Here is a 17,727-nt window from a genome sequence, read left to right as displayed (position 1 = left end):
ATGCCCCGCACACACCTCAAGCGCCTCTTCGCCGGCAAGCCGGCTCCTACAAGAGCACCGCCGATATCGCGCCACCTGTAGGAGCTGGCTTGCCAGCGAAGGCGGCCTCACGCCCCGCACAAACCTCAAGGGCCTCTTCGCCGGCAAGCCGGCTCCTACAAGAACACCGCCGATATCGCGCCAGCTGTAGGAGCTGGCTTGCCAGCGAAGGCGGCCCCACGCCCAGCACCCGGGACAATCCCCCCCACAACCAACAAACCGGTCTAGGCTTGGTAAATGAGACCCGTTCAGCTTCCGTTCAGCAGCTGTCAATAATCTTCATTTAGCAATGAGTATCATTATGTTACAAATTGTTTTCCGCCCCTTGCTACCCGTTGGTGATGAATGCTCGTTCCATTTCTGATCATGTTGCGCGAAGGGATTGAAGCCGCGCTCATCGTTGGCATCATCGCCAGCTACCTGAAGCAGACTGGCCGTGGCCAGTGGATGCCCGCAGTGTGGATCGGGGTGTTTCTCGCGGCGGCCCTGGCCCTGCTGGTGGGGGGCGGTCTGGAGCTGATGAGCGCCGAGTTCCCGCAGAAGCAACAGGAACTCTTCGAAGGCATCGTCGGCCTGGTGGCCGTCGGCATCCTCAGCTCCATGGTGTTCTGGATGCGCAAGGTGGCGCGCTCCATCAAGCATTCCCTGCAGGCATCCCTGGATCACGCCCTGGCCGGGTCTCGGCACCAGGTCATCGCGCTGATCGCCATGGTGTTCTTCGCCGTCGCCCGGGAAGGCCTGGAAACCGTGTTCTTCCTGTTGGCGGTGTTCCAGCAGAGCGAAGGCCCGGGCGCGCCCATCGGCGCCCTGCTGGGGCTGATCTGCGCGATCATCGTCGGCTTCCTGATCTACACCGGCAGCATGCGCCTGAACCTCGGTGCGTTCTTTCGCTGGACCGGGCTGTTCATCCTGGTGGTGGCTGCCGGGATCCTCGCCAATTCGGTGCAAGCCCTGCATGAAGCCGGGGTCTGGAACCACCTGCAGACCGTGCTCTTCGATTTCAGCGCCAGCCTGCCCATGGACGGTCCGCTGGGTTCGGTGCTGGCCGGCATGTTCGGTTACCAGGACGCCCCCACCATCAGCACACTCGGCGCCTATGTCTTGTACCTGGGCGTGACCCTGGTGCTGTTCTTCCTGCCCGGCGGCGCCCCGACCCAGGCACCCGGCCCCTCGTCTTCCGTTTCCAGTCAGTAAGGCTCCCCATGACCCAGCAAGCCTCCCCCCAGGCCTCACCTCCCCGCGCACTGCGCTGGGCGGTTGCCGGCTCGGTGATCGTGATGATCGCCGCCGGCGGGCTGTTCTACTACGCCTCGCAACTGGCCGCCAGCAAGCGCCAGGCCCATCAGGGCGAAATCACCGTGACCATCCATCCCCACAGCTGCGAACCCAATGCCCTGACAGTCCCGGCCGGGCGTGCCAGCTTTCGCATCGTCAACCGATCGGAACGCGCAGTGGAGTGGGAAATCCTCGACGGCGTGCTGGTGGTCGAAGAGCGGGAAAACATCGCCCCCGGCCTGAGCCAGGTGATCAACGCCAACCTGCTGCCCGGGGACTACGCCATCACCTGCGGGCTGCTGAGCAACCCCCGCGGCACCTTGCACGTGACCCCCACCGCCGAGTCCGATGCCCAGGCCAAGGCCCGGCCGTCGATGGTGGCCTTCATCGGCCCGCTGTCGGAGTTCAGGGTCTACCTGAGCACCCAGGGCAGCGCCCTGATCAAGGCGGTGAGCGCCTTGCAGCAGGCCATCGACGCCGGCGACCTGAAACAGGCCCAGGCCCTGTACCTGCCGGCCCGCGCCGCCTACCAGCGCCTGGCGCCGGCCGCCCAGCGCCTGGCCGAACTGGACAACGCCATCAATGCCCGCGCCGACTACTTCGAGCAGCGCGAGCAGGATCCGGGGTTCAGCGGCTTCCACCGCCTGGAATACGGCCTGTTCCAGAAGCGCGACCTGGCCGGCCTGGACACCGTTGCCCAACGCCTGTCCAGCGACGTTGCCAGCCTCAAGGAGCAACTGCTGGCCCAGACCCTGCCCCCAGAGCAACTGGTCAGCGTGGTGGCACGCAACATCCGCAGCCTGGCCGACCTGCGGGCCAGCAGCGGTGAAGAGGAACGCTACAGCCACAGCGACCTCAACGGCTTTGCCGCGAACCTGGAAACCACCCGCAAGGTCATCGACCTACTGCGGCCGCTGCTGGCCAAATCCGCGCCGTCGGTACTGCCCCAGGTGGACAGTGCCACCAGTGCCCTGGGCGCCCGCCTCGACAGCCTGCGCGACGGCTTCGGCTATGTGGACTACGACCAGGTCAGCGCCGCACAACGCAAAGAGATCGCCGACAAGGCCAAGGCCCTGGCCGACGCCCTCGACCGTATCGATCCCGCACTCGGCCTTTCCGGCCTGTAACCAGAACGAGCCTTCAATGAACGATTCAGATCCGTCCAACCCGTCCTTTTCCGCCCAGCGCCGGCGTGTGCTGCTGGGCATGGGCGCCGCCGGCGTGGCCCTGGCCGGCAGCAGCCTGAGCTGCCCGGCCATGGCCGCCCCTGCCGCCCAGGTCACCGAAGCCCCCAGCAGCGACAAGACCCAGGACCGCCACGCGTTCCACGGCCAGCACCAGAGCGGCATCGTCACCCCGCGCCCCGCCTCCGGCATGCTGGTGTCCTTCGATGTGCTGGCCAGTGATCGCGATGACCTGGAGCGGCTGTTCAAAACCCTCAACGAGCGCATTGCCTTTCTCATGCACGGTGGCCCGGTGGCCCAGGTCGACCCGAAACTGCCGCCCCTGGATTCCGGGATCCTCGGCCCGGTGGTGACCCCGGACAACCTGACCATCACCGTCTCGGTGGGCGAGTCGCTGTTCGACGAGCGCTTCGGCCTGGAAGCCGCCAAGCCCAAGCGCCTGGTGCGCATGGTGGGCTTTCCCAACGATGCCCTGGAACCGGCCTGCTGCCACGGTGACCTGAGCCTGCAGTTCTGCTCCAACACCGCCGACACCAACATCCATGCCCTGCGCGACATCGTCAAGAACCTGCCGGACCTGCTGCTGGTGCGCTGGAAACAGGAAGGCAGCGTGCCGCCCCAGGCCCCGGCCAAGCCCGGCGAACCGGCGCAGAGCGCGCGCAACTTCCTGGGCTTTCGCGACGGTTCGGCCAACCCCGACTCCAACGACCAGAAAGCCATGCAGCAGATCGTCTGGGTCCAGCCCGGCAGCGACGAGCCGGCCTGGGCGGCCCATGGCAGCTACCAGGCGGTGCGCATCATTCGCAACTTCGTCGAGCGCTGGGACCGAACCCCGCTGCAGGAGCAGGAAAGCATCATTGGCCGAATCAAGGCCAGCGGCGCCCCCATGGACGGCCGCCAGGAAAGCCAGGTGCCCGACTACGCCCGGGACCCTCACGGCAAGGTCACCAAGCTCGACGCGCACATTCGCCTGGCCAACCCGCGCACTGCGCAGACCCAGCAGAACCTGATCCTGCGCCGGCCGTTCAACTACTCCAACGGGGTCAACAAGAACGGCCAACTGGACATGGGCCTGCTGTTCATCTGCTACCAGGCGGACCTGGAAAAAGGCTTTATCGCGGTACAGACCCGCCTCAACGGCGAACCCCTGGAGGAGTACCTCAAGCCCACTGGCGGCGGCTACTTCTTCACCCTGCCGGGGGTCAATGGCGAGCAGGATTTCATCGGTCGCTCGCTGCTCGATGCGACCCGCCCCACCACCACCGCCTAACACCAAAGACACAACAACCCCCACGGAAAAGTCCCATGAAAAAGTCGCCTCTCGCTGTGTTGCTGACCCTTGGCTTGCTCCACGCGCCGCTTTCGGCGTTCGCCGCCACCGCGCCCCTGGAGCTGGTGGGGCCGATTTCCGACTACAAGATCTACGTCACCGAACAGCTCGACGAGTTGGCCAGCCACACCCAGCAATTCACCGACGCGGTGAAGCAAGGCGACCTGGCCGCTGCCAAGAAGCTCTACGCGCCGACCCGGGTCTACTACGAGTCGATCGAACCGATTGCCGAGCTGTTCAGTGACCTCGACGCGTCCATCGATTCCCGGGTCGACGACCATGAAAAAGGCGTCAAGGCCGAGGACTTCACCGGCTTCCACCGCCTGGAATACTCGCTGTTCTCGGAAAACAGCACCGAAGGCCTGGGCGAGTTGGCCGACGGCCTGAACAAGGACGTCAAGGACCTGCAGACCCGCGTTGCCGGCCTGACCTTCCCACCGGAAAAAGTCGTCGGCGGCGCCGCCGCGCTGCTGGAAGAAGTGGCCGCGACCAAGATCTCCGGCGAGGAAGACCGCTACAGCCACACCGACCTCTACGACTTCCAGGGCAACATCGACGGCGCGAAGAAAATCGTCGACCTGTTCCGTCCGCAGATCGAGAAGCAGGACAAGGCCTTTGTCGCCAAGGTCGACAAGAACTTCGCCACGGTGAACAAGATCCTCGCCAAGTACAAAACCGCCGATGGCGGCTTCATGACCTATGACAAGGTCAAGGAAGCCGACCGCAAGGCCCTGGTGGGCCCGGTCAACACCCTGGCCGAAGACCTCTCCACCCTGCGCGGCAAGCTGGGCCTGAACTGAGCCCCAAACCCTGCTCCGCCTGTAAGAGCTGGCTTGCCAGCGAAAGCAATCTTGAGTTCGACACCCGCCTCAAGGCCCTCTTCGCCGGCAAGCCGGCTCCTACACAGGCAAAACAGCACCCCGCCACACCCGTAGGAGCTGGCTTGCCAGCGAAAGCGATCTTGAGTTCGACACCCGCCTCAAGGCCCTCTTCGCCGGCAAGCCGGCTCCTACACAGGCAGAACAGCACCCCGCCATACCCGTAGGAGCTGGCTTGCCAGCGAAAGCGATCTTGAACTCGACACCCGCCTCAAGGCCCTCTTCGCCTAAAACACCATCACCGATATAGATAAACCTGGGCTGTGACACGTTATCCCGTTAACGTTCACGGCCCATCGGCTTTCATGGAAGACCCTTCATGCCTCGCTCCACAGCCGCCAGCGCGCCGCTGACCGCCAGACCCTTCTCCCTGGTGCCACTGATGGCCGCCTACATGGCCTGCACCATGTCGATGATGGCCTTCGTTTCGCTGATCGGCCCGATCTCTCGGGCCCTGCACCTGCAAACCTGGCACGCCGGCGCCGCGGTCACCGTGTCCGGGGTGATCTGGATGCTCCTGGCGCGCCCCTGGGGCCAGGCCAGTGACCGCTTCGGCCGACGCCGGGTGCTGTTGCTGGGCACCGCCGGCTTCACCCTGGCGTACTGGGCGCTGTGCCTGTTTATCGACCTGTCCCTGCAGACACTGCCCAGCGTCGCGGTGGCCTTTATCGGACTGATGCTGGGCCGCGGACTGATCGGCGCCTTCTATGCCGCAGTGCCCGTAGGCGGTTTCGCCCTGATCGCCGACAACGTCGAACCCCAGCATCGGGCGCGGGCCATGGCCACCCTGGGCGCTGCCAACGCCGTGGGGCTGGTGGTGGGCCCGGCAGTCGCCGCGTTGCTGGCCCGCTACAGCCTGAGCCTGCCCTTCTATGCCATGGCGATCCTGCCGTTGCTGGCATTTTTTGTATTGCTGTACAAACTGCCGCGCCAGGAACTGCACCTGGCCCAGGCCCCCAGCCGGGTGCGGCTGAGTGACCCACGGCTGCGCCGGCCCATGGTGGTGGCCTTTGTCGCCATGCTGTGCGTGTCGATCGCCCAGATCACCGTCAGCTTCTACGCCCTGGACCGGTTGCACATGAGCCCGGCCGACGCCGCCCAGACGGCCGGGATCGCCCTGGCGATGGTCGGGGTGGCGCTGATCTGCTCGCAGCTGGTGGTGCGCAAACTGGAATGGCCGCCCCTGCGGATGATCCGCTTCGGCGCCTTGCTGTCAGCCGCGGGTTACGCCGGCAGCATGCTGGTGGACAGCGCCTGGGGCCTGTGGCTGGCGTTCTTTGTCTCGGCGGCAGGCATGGGCGGTGTCTTTCCGTCATTTTCGGCCCTGGCGGCCAATGCCGTAGAGGCCTCGGAACAGGGCGCGACCGCCGGCAGCATCGGCGCCGCCCAAGGTTTCGGCGTGGTCATCGGCCCGTTGGCGGCAAGCCTGATCTATGCGCTCGAACCGCGCCTGCCCTATCTGCTGGCCGCCGTGCTGCTGGTGCTGGTAGCGATCTGGCCGAATCCGCAAACCAAGGCCCACTGAAACGGCCCCGCCGCCCACCAGGCGGCGGGCTCGGCGCCCCAGGCCCTGGGCCGGGACATGGATCGGGAGACCGTCAGCGCCTAGAGCATGCGGTAGAGCAGGCGCTCGATACGCACCCGGCTGACCCGGCGCAGGAACTTGCCCACGGCCTCCGGGTAGTCCACCAGGCTGTCCAGGTACTGGAAGTGCTCGATCCGCCGGGTGTGCCGGTAGATCAGCGCCTGCTCGGCCTGGCGCGCCGCCAGCAACTCGCCCTTGGGGTCGTCCAGCAACAGCGCGTTTTCCAGGTCCAGGCGGAAGGCCCGCGGGTTGAGGTTGTTGCCGGTGAGCAAGGTGTAGCGCTCGTCGACCCACATGCCCTTGAGGTGGTAGGTGTTGTCGCCGTCACGCCACAGGTGCAGGTTCAACAGACCGCTGTCGATGGCCTTCTGGTGACGCTTGGCAAAACGCCGCAGGCTGATCTCGTACAGGTACGGCAGCGCAGCGATGACCTTGAACGGCTCGCTGGGGGGGATATAGAAGTCGTTGGCGGTCTTGTCGCCGACGATGATGTCGATCTTCACCCCGCGCTCCAGGGCGCGGTTGATCTCCCGGGTCACCACCAGTGGCAGGTTGAAATACGGGGTGCAGATGGTCAGCTGGTGCTGGGCCCCGGCAATCAGCTCGCAGATCACCCGATTCAACGGGTTGCCCTTGCCCACGCCCAGCAAGGGGCTGACCGATAGCCCGCTCTTGTCCAGGCCGCCAGCGGTGGTGTCGTAGGTCGCGTGCTTGAGCCGGCTGCGCAGGTCACCGATGTCGTTGCGCAGGCTGCGGGTGGTGGGCAGGTTTGGCAGGTCCAGGCGATGCACCGCCCGCGACGCCACCAGGCCATGCTGTACCAGATGGTGCATGGAGTCGGCCAGGGCCTGGTTGTGCAGCAGGTGATAACGGTCGAAGCGATACTTGTCGAACTTGTGCAGGTACACGTTGTTCAGGCTGGCGCCGCTGTAGAGCACGCGGTCGTCGATCACGAAGCCCTTGAGGTGCAACACCCCGAACAGCTCCCGGGTCTGCACCGGCACGCCGTAGATCGGCACCTCGCTGGCGTGGCTACGGGTCATGTCCTGATACCAGGCGGAGTTGCCCGGCTGCTTGCCGGCACCGATCAGGCCGCGCTGGGCGCGCAGCCAGTCCACCACCACCAGCACTTCCAGTTCCGGCCGGGCGGCCTTGGCGGCGTGCAGCGCATCGAGGATTTCCTGGCCGGCTTCATCCTGTTGCAGGTACAGCGCGACGATATAGATACGCCGGGTGGCCTGGGCAATTTGCTCCAGCAGAGTACGGCGAAATTCCGCAGCGCCACAAAGGGTGGTGAAGGCCTCGGCGGCCAGGGGGAAGCTGCGCAGCTTGGGCAGCAGGGAACGTTTGAAAAGCGACGGCATAGGGCTCGCGGTGGCTCAAATCCAAAGAGCGCAAGAGCTTACACCATGGGCCGGCCCGAGTCCCCTCCCTGGCACGGATAAGCCCTGGCTGACGCAACAGGCCGGACCGCCGCCAGCAACTCATGCACCTTGCCTGGCCTGGCGCATGAGTTGCTGGCGGCGCATCACGCCAACCTGTCCCGAGCCAGGATAAATAATCGTTGTTGACCAAGGAGAACGATCGTTCTACTCTTGCTCGCATGAACGAAATCATTCCCTCAGAAACACGCGACATCATCCTCGACGTTACCGAGAAGCTGATCTACAAGAACGGCATAGCCGCCACTGGCATGGATCTTCTGGTGAAAACCGCCGGGGTATCGAGAAAGAGCATCTACCGCTATTTCGACAACAAGGACGAGTTGGTGGTGGCCGCCCTCGAACGGCGCGACCGACGCTGGATGCACTGGTACAAGAACGAGGTAGGCAAGGCCGCGACCCCGGCACTGCGACTGCTGGCGCTGTTCAGCGTGCTCGGGGAGTGGTTCGAGTCCGAAGGATTTCGCGGCTGCGCCTTTATCAACACCAGCGGTGAAACCGGTGATCCCCTGGACCCGGTGCGCCTGGTGGCGAAACAGCATAAACACAACCTGCTCGACTATGTGCGCGAGCTTTGCCAGGACCATGGCGCGCAACATCCCTCGCAATTGGCGGCCCAACTGCTGATTCTGATCGATGGCGCCATTACCGTTGCCCTTGTCATGGGCGATCACTGTGCTGCTGATAATGCGCAATGCATGGCGCGTAAGTTATTGGACCTCTGATTGTTTTAAACAAGAGTAACTTTTTTGTTTGAACAGCAACTTTCATTGGAGACAGGTCATGTCATCTAACCCACAATTGCGCCCGCCGCTTCCCCCCTTCACCCGCGAGTCGGCGATTGAAAAGATTCGCCTGGCCGAAGATGGCTGGAATTCCCGGGACCCGGAGCGGGTATCCCTGGCCTACACCCTGGACACCCAGTGGCGCAATCGCGCCGAGTTCGCCCACAACCGCGAGGAAGCCAAGGCCTTCCTCTCTCGCAAATGGGCCAAGGAGCTGGATTACCGGCTGATCAAGGAGCTCTGGGCCTTCACCGACAACCGCATCGCCGTGCGCTATGCCTACGAATGGCATGACGACTCGGGCAACTGGTTCCGCTCCTACGGCAATGAAAACTGGGAGTTCGATGAGCAAGGGCTGATGGCTCATCGCTTCGCCTGCATCAACGACATGCCGATCAAGGCCAGCGAACGCAAGTTCCACTGGCCCCTGGGCCGCCGCCCGGATGATCACCCGGGCCTTTCCGACCTGGGCCTGTAACCGACCCGCGCAACACCCACCCCCTGTAGGAGCTGGCTTGCCAGCGAAGGCGTCTGTAAGTCTTGCGCCAGGCTTTCGGGCTCTTTCGCCGGCAAGCCGGCTCCTACAGATAGCCCGCGCAACCACCACCCCGTAGGAGCTGGCTTGCCAGCGAAGGCGTCTGTAAGCCTTGCGCCAGGCTTTGGGGCCCTTTCGCCGGCAAGCCGGCTCCTACAGATAGCCCGCGCCACCACCACCCCGTAGGAGCTGGCTTGCCAGCGAAGGCGTCTGTAAGTCTTGCGCCAGGCTTTCGGGCCCTTTCGCCGGCAAGCCGGCTCCTACAGATAGCTCGCGCAACCACCACCCCGTAGGAGCTGGCTTGCCAGCGAAGGCGTCTGTAAGTCTGACAAGCCCGGCCCGGGGCGGATCGCTTCAGGCGGCAACTTCCTGGTCCTTGAGCCGGGCCTGGGCTTCCAGTTCGCGCACCAGCGGCAGTACGCGCTTGCCGAAATATTCAACCTCTTCCTGGAAATGCAGGAAGCCCGCCAGCACCAGATCCACCCCCACCGCCTTCAAGGCGACAATCCGCTCGGCTATCTGTTGGGGGGTGCCGATCAGGTTGGTCTTGAAGCCGTCGTTGTATTGCACCAGGTCCTCGAAACTCGACTTGGCCCAGTTGCCCTCGCCCTCCGGTGAGGCCTTGCCTGCCTGCTTCGCTGCATCGCCAAAGGCATTGACCGCCTCGGGGTCGGCCTGGTCGATGATCTGCGCCAGCACCGCCCGCGCCTCCTCTTCGGTGTCCCGGGCAATCACGAAAGCGTTCACGCCAATCCTTACCGAATGCTGGTTGGCCGCAGCCTTGGCGCGGATGTCATCGACCTGGGCCTTGATCCCCTCCACGCTGTTGCCGTTGGTGAAGTACCAATCCGAGACCCTGGCTGCCATGTCCCGCGCCGCTCGCGAGCTGCCGCCCTGGAAGATTTCCGGCTGGCCCAGGGGCTTGGGCTTGAGGCTGTAGTTGTCGAAACGGTAGAAATCGCCCTTGAAGGTGAAGTTGTCCTGGCTCCAGACCCCACGCAAGCAGCGGATGAACTCCTCGGAACGGCGGTAGCGTTCGTCATGCTCCAGCCAGTGTTCGCCGATGGCCTGGAACTCGCCCTTGAACCAACCGCTGACGATGTTCACCGCGATCCGCCCCTCGGTCAGCTGGTCGATGGTCGCCAACTGCTTGGCCGCCAGGGCCGGCTGCCAGGGACCGGGCAGGATCGCCGCAATCACCTTGAGCTGGCGGGTGGCCGCCAGCAGCGCATGGCTGAAGGCGACCGACTCATGCTGGTACTCGGCACCGTAGCCCGCGGTAAAACGGATCTGCGTCAGGGCGTACTCGAAGCCGGCCTGCTCGGCGATCTGCGCCAGCTTGCGGTTGTAGTCGATGCCCCAGTGGGTACGCTGTTCGATCTTGCTCACCACCAGACCGCCGCTGACGTTGGGCACCCAGTAGGCAAATTTCACGGCTTGCTGACTCATGGTTTGGTCCTCGGGACGCAGATAAGGTGCAAGGAGCAGAGCAGCAAGCGTGCCAGCCCCGCGCATCCGCCCCCAGGCAGCCCAGGGCGACTGCCCGCAAGCCCCGCGGGCCCTGCCGTGATGCTCAACGACAGCCGCCTCTGCAAGGCGGCTCCCCCCATTTAGGGGCTAGCGCCAGAAACGCCTGAAAACCTGAAAAAACAGGTGATTTGCTGATGGGCTGTTGCCAGGGCAACAGTTGCTCGCGGATCAAGCGCCCTCGGCCCCAGGCAAACCGCCCCTTCACCAGTCGGCATGCTGTGTGCAATCAGCTTCGGCCAGCACTGTTCTTTTCTGCCGCACTCAGGAGCCACACCATGACTGAACATCAGGTAATCAACCCGCTCTCCGTAGGCGTCGACTACGAAGCCCTGGCTGAAGGGTTTCGGCCGATCTTCCAGCGCATTGCCGCCGGCGCCCTGGAGCGCGAGCAGCAGCGCAACCTGCCCCATGAACCCATAAAGTGGCTCAAGGCGGCAGGCTTCGGTGCGCTGCGAGTGCCCGTGGAATATGGCGGGGGCGGCGCGTCCCTGCCCCAGCTGTTTCAGTTGCTGATTGAACTGGCCGAGGCCGACGCCAACCTGCCCCAGGCCCTGCGCGGCCACTTCGCCTTTGTCGAAGACCGCCTGAATGCCCCGCCTGGCCCAGCCCGAGACCTGTGGTTCAAGCGTTTTGTCGAAGGCGACATCGTCGGCTGCGCCTGGACCGAGATCGGCGCGGTGGAAATTGGCCAGGTGAACACCCAAGTCTCTCCCTTTGGTGAGAAATGGCGCCTCAACGGCGAAAAGTTCTACAGCACCGGCAGCCTGTTCTCCGACTGGATCGACGTCTATGCCCGACGCAGCGATACCGGGGGCGACGTGATCGCCGCCGTGCGTACCCACCAGCCGGGCATCGAGCAAAGTGACGACTGGGACGGCTTCGGCCAGCGCACCACGGGCAGCGGCACCTCGCGCTTCAAGGATGCCGAGGTGGACGCCGAGAACATCATCGACTTTGCCACCCGCTTCAAATACCAGACCGCGTTCTACCAGTTGGTGCTGCTGGCGGCCCTGGCCGGCATCGGCCGCGCGGCCCTGCGCGATGTGGCCCATGAAGTGCGCGAACGCAAGCGGGTCTACAGCCACGGCAACGCCTCACGGGTCAGCGCCGATGCCCAGGTGCAGCAGGTGGTGGGCGAGATTGGCGCCCTGGTGTACGCCGCCGAGGCTGCGACACTGCGCGCCGCAGCACCGACGCAACGGGCCTACCTTGCGCGTTTTGCCGGGGATGAACAGCGGGAACGCGCAGCCAACGTGGCGGCGGAGATCGAGTCGGCCACGGCCCAGGTGGCCGTGACCGAGCTGATCCAGCGCGCCACCAGCGAACTGTTCAATGCCCTGGGGGCGTCGGACATTCGCCAGGGCAAGGCCCTGGATCGGCACTGGCGCAACGCCCGCACCCTGTCCTCGCACAACCCGGTGATCTACAAGGCGCGGATCGTCGGCGACTGGCAGATCAACGGCAACGAGCCGCCCTTTGTCTGGCAGATCGGCAACGGCCCCCAGCGCTGACCTCAGGCACAGCCCTTGTAGGAGCTGGCTTGCCAGCGAAGGCGTCATCCGGATGGGCGCTCGGCTCGGGGGCCTCTTCGCCGGCAAGCCGGCTCCTACAGTAAAATCTCGGCGCACCGCCCCGTAGGAGCTGGCTTGCCAGCGAAGGCGTCATCCGGATGGGCGCACGGCTTGGGGGCCTCTTCGCCGGCAAGCCGGCTCCTACAGTAAAATCTCGGCGCACCGCCCCGTAGGAGCTGGCTTGCCAGCGAAGGCGTCATCCGGACGGGCGCTCGGCTCAGGGACCTCTTCGCCGGCAAGCCGGCTCCTACAGCGAAATTTCGGTGCACCGCCCTGTAGGAGCTGGCTTGCCAGCGAAGGCATCATCCGGATGGGCGCCCGGCTCGGGGGCCTCTTCGCTGGCAAGCCGGCTCCTACAGCGAAATTTCGGTGTACCGCCCCGTAGGAGCTGGCTTGCCAGCGAAGGCGTCATCCAGACGGACGCCGCACTCGGGGAGCGGCATCAGACCAAGGTCGTGGCGGTCGCGCAGCGGGCGGGGTTGCAGGTAATATGTCGCACTTTCGCGCAGCCCCCTTTGCGCTTCTCGCCGAAATAAGCCGACCCCATGCCTTTCGAACTCAGCGTAGACCTGACCACCCTCGCCATTCTCGCCCTCGTGGCCTTCATCGCCGGCTTCATCGATGCCATCGCCGGCGGCGGCGGCCTGCTCACCACCCCAGCCCTGCTCACCGCTGGCCTGCCGCCGCACCTGGTGCTGGGCACCAACAAACTGAGTTCGACCTTCGGCTCGGCCACCGCCAGTTTCACCTTCTATCGGCGCAAGCTGTTCCACCCCCGGCAGTGGACCCACGCCATCGTCGGCACCCTGGTGGGCGCCCTGACCGGGGCCATCGTCGCCCACTACCTGCCGGCGGAATGGCTGAACAAGATGCTGCCGGTGATCGTCTTCGCCTGTGGCCTGTACCTGTTGTTCGGCGGTACGCCCAAGGCGCCGCTGGACAGCGATGCCCCGATCAAGAAGAAATGGCAATCGAGCCAGGGCTTCAGCCTGGGCTTCTATGACGGCGTGGCCGGCCCAGGCACCGGGGCCTTCTGGACGGTGAGCAGCCTGCTGCTCTACCCCATCGACCTGGTCAAGGCCAGCGGCGTGGCCCGCAGCATGAACTTCGTCAGCAACATCGCGGCGCTGTCGGTGTTCATCTTTTCCGGGCAGGTGGACTGGATCATCGGCCTGAGCATGGGCCTGTCGGTGATGGTCGGGGCTTTCTTCGGCGCCCGCACCGCCATCAGCGGTGGCGCCAAGTTCATTCGCCCGGTGTTCATCACCGTGGTCCTCGGGCTGACCGTGCGCCTAGCCTGGCAGCACTGGTTCAGCGTGGCCTAGGCGGCGCGCCACATAGAGATCGATCAGGTAGCGGGCAATCGAGCGCGAGGCCGGCAACGGCGGTAGCGCATGCACGCTGAACCACTGGGCGTCCTCGATCTCGTCTTCCTGGGGGATGATCTCGCCGCCGGCGTATTCGGCATGAAAGCCCAGCATCATCGAATGGGGGAACGGCCAGCACTGGCTGCCCACGTACTGGATGTTCGTGACCTCGATGCTCACCTCTTCGCGCACCTCGCGAATCAGGCAATCCTCCGCCGACTCGCCGGGCTCGGCAAAGCCTGCCAGGGTGCTGTAGACCCCGGTGACGAAGCGCGGCGAACGGGCCAGGAGGATTTCGTCACCGCGGGTGATCAACACGATCATGCTCGGCGAGATGCGCGGGTAGCTGCGCAGATCGCAAGGCTGGCAATACATCGCCCGCTCCCCCGGCACCTGGGCCATGGGCCGCCCGCAACTGCCGCAGAAACGATGCTCTCGGGCCCAGGTGCCGATCTGCGCGGCATAGCCCAGAACCTTGTACAGGGTGTGATCGCCCTCCAGCATGAAGGCCCGCAGGCCTTTCCAGCCGCAGCCCGGCACTTCGGCGCGGGCGCTCAACTCCAGCAGGTACACCGGCTCGCCATCCAGGTGGCCGATGCCGTGTTCCGCCAGCAGCGGCAGGTCCTGGCCCTTGAGCCAGTGCCGGGGGAACAGCGCGCCGTTGTCGTCATAGAGAAAACCGTCCGGGCCGCGGGCCACGGCCCAGCCGCCGGGAAGGTCGGTGTCGAGTACTGCGGTGGTCCAGCGTTCAATCATCGTCAATCAATCCAGGAATTCGGGTTTCTGTTTGCTCATGTGGGCGGCGATGGCCACGCGCAAGTCGTTGGACTGCAACATGGCAGCGTTCCAGGTGGCGACATATTCCAGGCCGTCATCAATCCGGTGGTCACGCATGTAGCTGAGCATTTCCTTGGTGCCGCTGACCGCGATCGGCGACTTGGCGGCGATCTCCCGGGCAATCTCCATGACCCCGTCCAGCAGGCTTGCGGCATCGCTGTAGGTACGGTTGACCAGGCCAATGCGGCGTGCTTCCTCGGCGCCGAAGGTGCGCCCAGTGTAGGCCAGCTCACGCAGGATGCCGTCGCCGATGATACGTGGCAAACGTTGCAATGTGCCGACGTCCGCGGCCATGCCGATATCGATTTCCTTGATCGAGAATTGCGCATCGTCGGCGGCGTAACGCATGTCGCAGGCGCTGATCAGGTCGATGGCACCGCCCAGGCAATAGCCCTGGATCGCCGCCAGCACCGGCTTGCGACAATTGTCCACGGCATTGAAGGAAGCCTGCAGCTGGAAGATCTTGCGCCGCAGCAGGCGAGCATTGCGGCCCACGTCCTTGCCCAGCTCGTTGGCCACGCCGGCCAGCATCATCAGGTCGATGCCCGAGGAGAAATGCTTGCCCGCGCCGCTCAGCACCACCACCCGCACCGCATCGGTGTCGTCGATCCATTGGAAGATCTCGACGATCTCGCTCCAGAACGCGGCGTTCATGGCGTTGATCTTTTCCGGACGGTTGATCTGCACATGGGCGATGTTGTCGACGAGTTCGACGCGAAAGGCTTGGTATTCGGTCATGGCAGTGATCCTTTACTGGGCAGAAAATGAGGGCCGAACTATAGCAAGGGGCAGCGGCGAGCCGTAAGGCTGCGCATTGGACAAAAGCGGGACTGGCCCATCCCCCCGGCAGCTGCCTGTGACCTTGCGGGCTGGCGTGCGGCCCAGCCCTGTTGCGGCGACAGGGCTCAGCCCGGCTTTACGCAATGGAAGGCGGCGGTCTCGTAGGGCACCGTCACTTCGGCCCGGCCGCGTAGTTGCGGCTCGCTGTCGATCAGTGCGGCAATCTGCCGGTCCACGGCCTGGCGCTCGGCCTCGGGCAAGGCGGCGATAAAGCTGGTGGAGCGCACACGATTGAAAATCACGTTTTCCACCGAGCCGCTGTGCCCCTGGCTGAAGTGCTGCTCCTGCAGGAGGCCGAATCCCGGGTGGGGAAAGACTTGGCGCCAGGCGCCGGTGTAATAGCGCGGGGTATCGCCCTGCAAGGCATTGACGATGCCGTCCAGGCGCGCCACCCAGGGCACCCGGGCATCGCGCAGGTTCCAGACCAGGGCCAGCTTGCCGCCGGGCTTGAGCACCCGGTGGATCTCGTCCAGCGCCGCGTTGCTGGCGAACCAGTGGAAGGCCTGGGCACAGACCAGCACATCCACCGAGGCATCGCGCAAGGGAATCGCCTCGGCGCTGCCGTCCAAGGCCTGGGCCAGAGGCAAGGCCGCGGCGAGCCTGGCGCGCATCTCGGCCACCGGCTCCACGGCGATCACCTGGGCCCCGGTGGCCAGCAGGCGGCCGGTGAACTTGCCGGTGCCGGCGCCCAGCTCGACCACCACCCTGCCCGGCTCAAGGCCCAGCGTCTCCCGCAGCCAGGGGTCGAGGGCTGAGGGATAGTCCGGCCGCCCTCGCACATAGGTATCGGCGGCCTGTTGATAGCCGTCGGCCGCAGCATGATGAATCGCCTGCTCGTTCATGAATGAACCTCCTCATTGCGGGTGAGTGGCGATCAGGATAAACCGTGCCCGCCAACAGACCGCATGAAATTCCTGTCAGTTGCCCCCGCTGCAGGAGCTGGCTCCTACGGGGAACGGCACGGACTATCTGACAGCTGTAGGAGCTGGCTTGCCAGCGAAGGCGTCCGCACGGGCGATGCAAGGCTCAAAGGCCTCTTCGCCGGCAAGCCGGCTCCTACGGGGAACGGCACGGTCTGTCTGACTGCTGTAGGAGCTGGCTTGCCAGCGAAGGCGTCCACACGGGCGATGCAAGACTCAAGGGCCTCTTCGCCGGCAAGCCGGCTCCTACGGGGGACGGCACGGTCTAGCTGCCGGCTCCTACGGGCGTGAGCGGTGGAGTCAGACTCTGGGCGCGGGCGGCAGGCTCAGGCGAAAACGCGCGCCGCCCAAGGGCGAGGCCTCCACCGTCAGGGTCCCGCCCTGGGCCTCCAGGGCCCGACGGCTGATGGCCAGGCCCAGGCCGAAACCGCCCGTGGAACGATCGCGGCTGCGGTCCAGGCGATAGAACGGCTCGAACACCCGCTCGCGCTCGTCGTCGGGAATGCCGATGCCGTCATCGTCGACCCAGATATCGCAGCCCTCATCGCTCACCAGCACCCCCACCTGGATGCGCTTCTCGCAGTAGCGGGTGGCGTTGCGCAAGAGGTTCTGCAGGGCTCGGGCGGTCAGGCGCGGGTCCAGGGTGAAACGCTCCAGAGTGCCGTGCAGCAGCACATCGATGACGATGTCCGATTCCAGTTCGTCGTCGACGCTGCCCAGGATGCTGTCGATGAACTCGTCCAGGGACACCTCGACCTGCTCCGGCAGGCAGGCCGGGTTCTGCAGGCGGCTGTAGGACAGCAGCTCCAGCACCAGTTCATCCAGTTCGCGGATATGCGCCACCAACCCTTGCAGGCGTTCGCGGCTGGCGGCCGGCAGGTCGTCGGAGAGCACCAGGGCCAGGCCGAAGTCCAGCCGGGTCAGGGGCGTGCGCAACTCGTGGGACACCGCATTGAGCAGGTCCCGCTGCTGGTTGAGAAGGTTCTCGATGTCCCCGGCCATGGTGTCGAAGACATGGGCCAGGCTGCCGATGTTGGAGCGGGCGGACAGTTGCGTGCGCTCGCTCAGGTGGCCCTTGCCGAAGCGTTCGGCGGTGCGCTTGAGGCGCTCCAGGTCATGCCAGTGGGGCCGGACCCAGAGCAGCAGGCAAGCCAGCAGTACCGCGACGATGAGCACGTTGATGCTCCAGTACAGCAGGTTGACGTCCAGCGGATCCGGCGGCACCACCAGCTTGACCGCCAGTTGCTCGTCCAGCGGCGACACCGCCAGGGTGCGCCAACCCCAGTCCCCCAGGCGCACAACTTTCTCGCCGCGCTGCAGGCGCTCACGCTCGTAGCTGCTGAAGTCCGGGTCGTCGATGCGCACCAGGGCCACTTGCAACGGGTGGAACTCCTGGTCCATCTCTGCCGCCAGGGCCGGCCACTGCACCGCCGGCATAGCCCGGAACTGCTTGACGATCAGGCTCTGCAGCCCGCGGGACTGGTCCAGGTTGTAGTCCAGGAAACGCTCGTGGAAGACCTTGATCACCAGGTCGGGAATCAAGTAGATCGAGGCACTGAACGCAACGATGGTGATCAGGTACAACCGGACCAGGATGCGCAGCATGGTC

The 17,727-nt window shown here is 65.0% G+C and carries 15 protein-coding genes; 9 read left to right on the top strand and 6 right to left on the bottom strand.

Annotated elements, in window-relative coordinates; all coding sequences use genetic code 11:
* Positions 1–384: 384 nt before the first annotated feature.
* The 5 genes from efeU (at position 385) to ACZ5BO_RS16495 (ending at position 6,231) form a co-directional block, all read left to right on the top strand.
* Positions 385–1,233, top strand: coding sequence for an iron uptake transporter permease EfeU (gene efeU, locus ACZ5BO_RS16515; protein WP_025128371.1), 849 nt, complete (start codon positions 385–387; stop codon positions 1,231–1,233).
* Positions 1,234–1,241: 8 nt separating this feature from the next.
* Entirely contained in the window at positions 1,242–2,441 is a 1,200-nt protein-coding gene (efeO, locus tag ACZ5BO_RS16510; protein WP_464701084.1) for an iron uptake system protein EfeO, read from the top strand.
* A gap of 16 nt (positions 2,442–2,457) precedes the next feature.
* Complete coding sequence (gene efeB / locus ACZ5BO_RS16505) at positions 2,458–3,768, top strand: iron uptake transporter deferrochelatase/peroxidase subunit (RefSeq protein WP_464701082.1); 1,311 nt, start codon at positions 2,458–2,460, stop codon at positions 3,766–3,768.
* 35 nt (positions 3,769–3,803) lie between these two features.
* Entirely contained in the window at positions 3,804–4,628 is an 825-nt protein-coding gene (gene efeO, locus ACZ5BO_RS16500) for an iron uptake system protein EfeO (protein ID WP_025128368.1), read from the top strand.
* A 397-nt stretch (positions 4,629–5,025) separates the two neighbouring features.
* On the top strand, positions 5,026–6,231 hold the full coding sequence (locus ACZ5BO_RS16495; RefSeq protein ID WP_464701080.1) for an MFS transporter: 1,206 nt from the start codon (positions 5,026–5,028) through the stop codon (positions 6,229–6,231).
* Between the two features lie 80 nt (positions 6,232–6,311).
* Here ACZ5BO_RS16495 and pssA read toward each other — a convergent pair whose 3' ends face one another.
* Positions 6,312–7,655 carry a CDP-diacylglycerol--serine O-phosphatidyltransferase gene (gene pssA, locus ACZ5BO_RS16490; protein ID WP_025128365.1) on the bottom strand — a complete coding sequence of 448 codons (1,344 nt, stop codon included), beginning with the start codon at positions 7,653–7,655 and terminating at the stop codon, positions 6,312–6,314.
* A gap of 239 nt (positions 7,656–7,894) precedes the next feature.
* Here pssA and ACZ5BO_RS16485 point away from each other — a divergent pair, with 239 nt between their 5' ends.
* Both ACZ5BO_RS16485 and ACZ5BO_RS16480 read left to right on the top strand, forming a co-directional pair.
* Complete coding sequence (locus ACZ5BO_RS16485; protein WP_025128364.1) at positions 7,895–8,458, top strand: TetR/AcrR family transcriptional regulator; 564 nt, start codon at positions 7,895–7,897, stop codon at positions 8,456–8,458.
* Positions 8,459–8,516: 58 nt separating this feature from the next.
* Complete coding sequence (locus tag ACZ5BO_RS16480; RefSeq protein ID WP_025128363.1) at positions 8,517–8,996, top strand: nuclear transport factor 2 family protein; 480 nt, start codon at positions 8,517–8,519, stop codon at positions 8,994–8,996.
* Positions 8,997–9,407: 411 nt separating this feature from the next.
* On the opposite strand, the gene sfnG is transcribed toward ACZ5BO_RS16480, so the two are convergent.
* The gene (gene sfnG, locus ACZ5BO_RS16475) at positions 9,408–10,502 is read right to left on the bottom strand and encodes a dimethylsulfone monooxygenase SfnG (RefSeq protein ID WP_025128362.1); all 1,095 of its coding nucleotides are present in this window, start codon (positions 10,500–10,502) and stop codon (positions 9,408–9,410) included.
* Positions 10,503–10,858: 356 nt separating this feature from the next.
* On the opposite strand from sfnG, the gene ACZ5BO_RS16470 reads away from it, so the two are divergent.
* Both ACZ5BO_RS16470 and ACZ5BO_RS16465 read left to right on the top strand, forming a co-directional pair.
* Complete coding sequence (locus ACZ5BO_RS16470; protein WP_464701077.1) at positions 10,859–12,094, top strand: acyl-CoA dehydrogenase family protein; 1,236 nt, start codon at positions 10,859–10,861, stop codon at positions 12,092–12,094.
* A 605-nt stretch (positions 12,095–12,699) separates the two neighbouring features.
* Entirely contained in the window at positions 12,700–13,479 is a 780-nt protein-coding gene (locus ACZ5BO_RS16465; protein ID WP_025128360.1) for a TSUP family transporter, read from the top strand.
* Here ACZ5BO_RS16465 and nudC read toward each other — a convergent pair.
* The 4 genes from nudC to ACZ5BO_RS16445 form a co-directional block, all read right to left on the bottom strand.
* Entirely contained in the window at positions 13,447–14,277 is an 831-nt protein-coding gene (gene nudC, locus ACZ5BO_RS16460) for an NAD(+) diphosphatase (protein WP_025128359.1), read from the bottom strand. The genes ACZ5BO_RS16465 and nudC overlap by 33 nt on opposite strands.
* Positions 14,278–14,283: 6 nt before the next feature.
* Positions 14,284–15,096 (bottom strand): crotonase/enoyl-CoA hydratase family protein, encoded by an 813-nt coding sequence (locus ACZ5BO_RS16455; protein WP_464701074.1) that lies wholly within the window; start codon positions 15,094–15,096, stop codon positions 14,284–14,286.
* 167 nt (positions 15,097–15,263) lie between these two features.
* Positions 15,264–16,040: a class I SAM-dependent methyltransferase gene (locus ACZ5BO_RS16450; RefSeq protein WP_464701072.1), complete on the bottom strand. Its 777-nt coding sequence runs from the start codon at positions 16,038–16,040 to the stop codon at positions 15,264–15,266.
* A 378-nt stretch (positions 16,041–16,418) separates the two neighbouring features.
* Positions 16,419–17,723: an ATP-binding protein gene (locus ACZ5BO_RS16445; protein ID WP_464701070.1), complete on the bottom strand. Its 1,305-nt coding sequence runs from the start codon at positions 17,721–17,723 to the stop codon at positions 16,419–16,421.
* Positions 17,724–17,727 lie beyond the last annotated feature (4 nt).

The organism is Pseudomonas sp. FFPRI_1 (assembly GCF_055384485.1).
The sequence above is the reverse complement of the archived record's forward strand: the minus strand, read 5'-3'. Positions and strand labels throughout refer to the sequence as shown.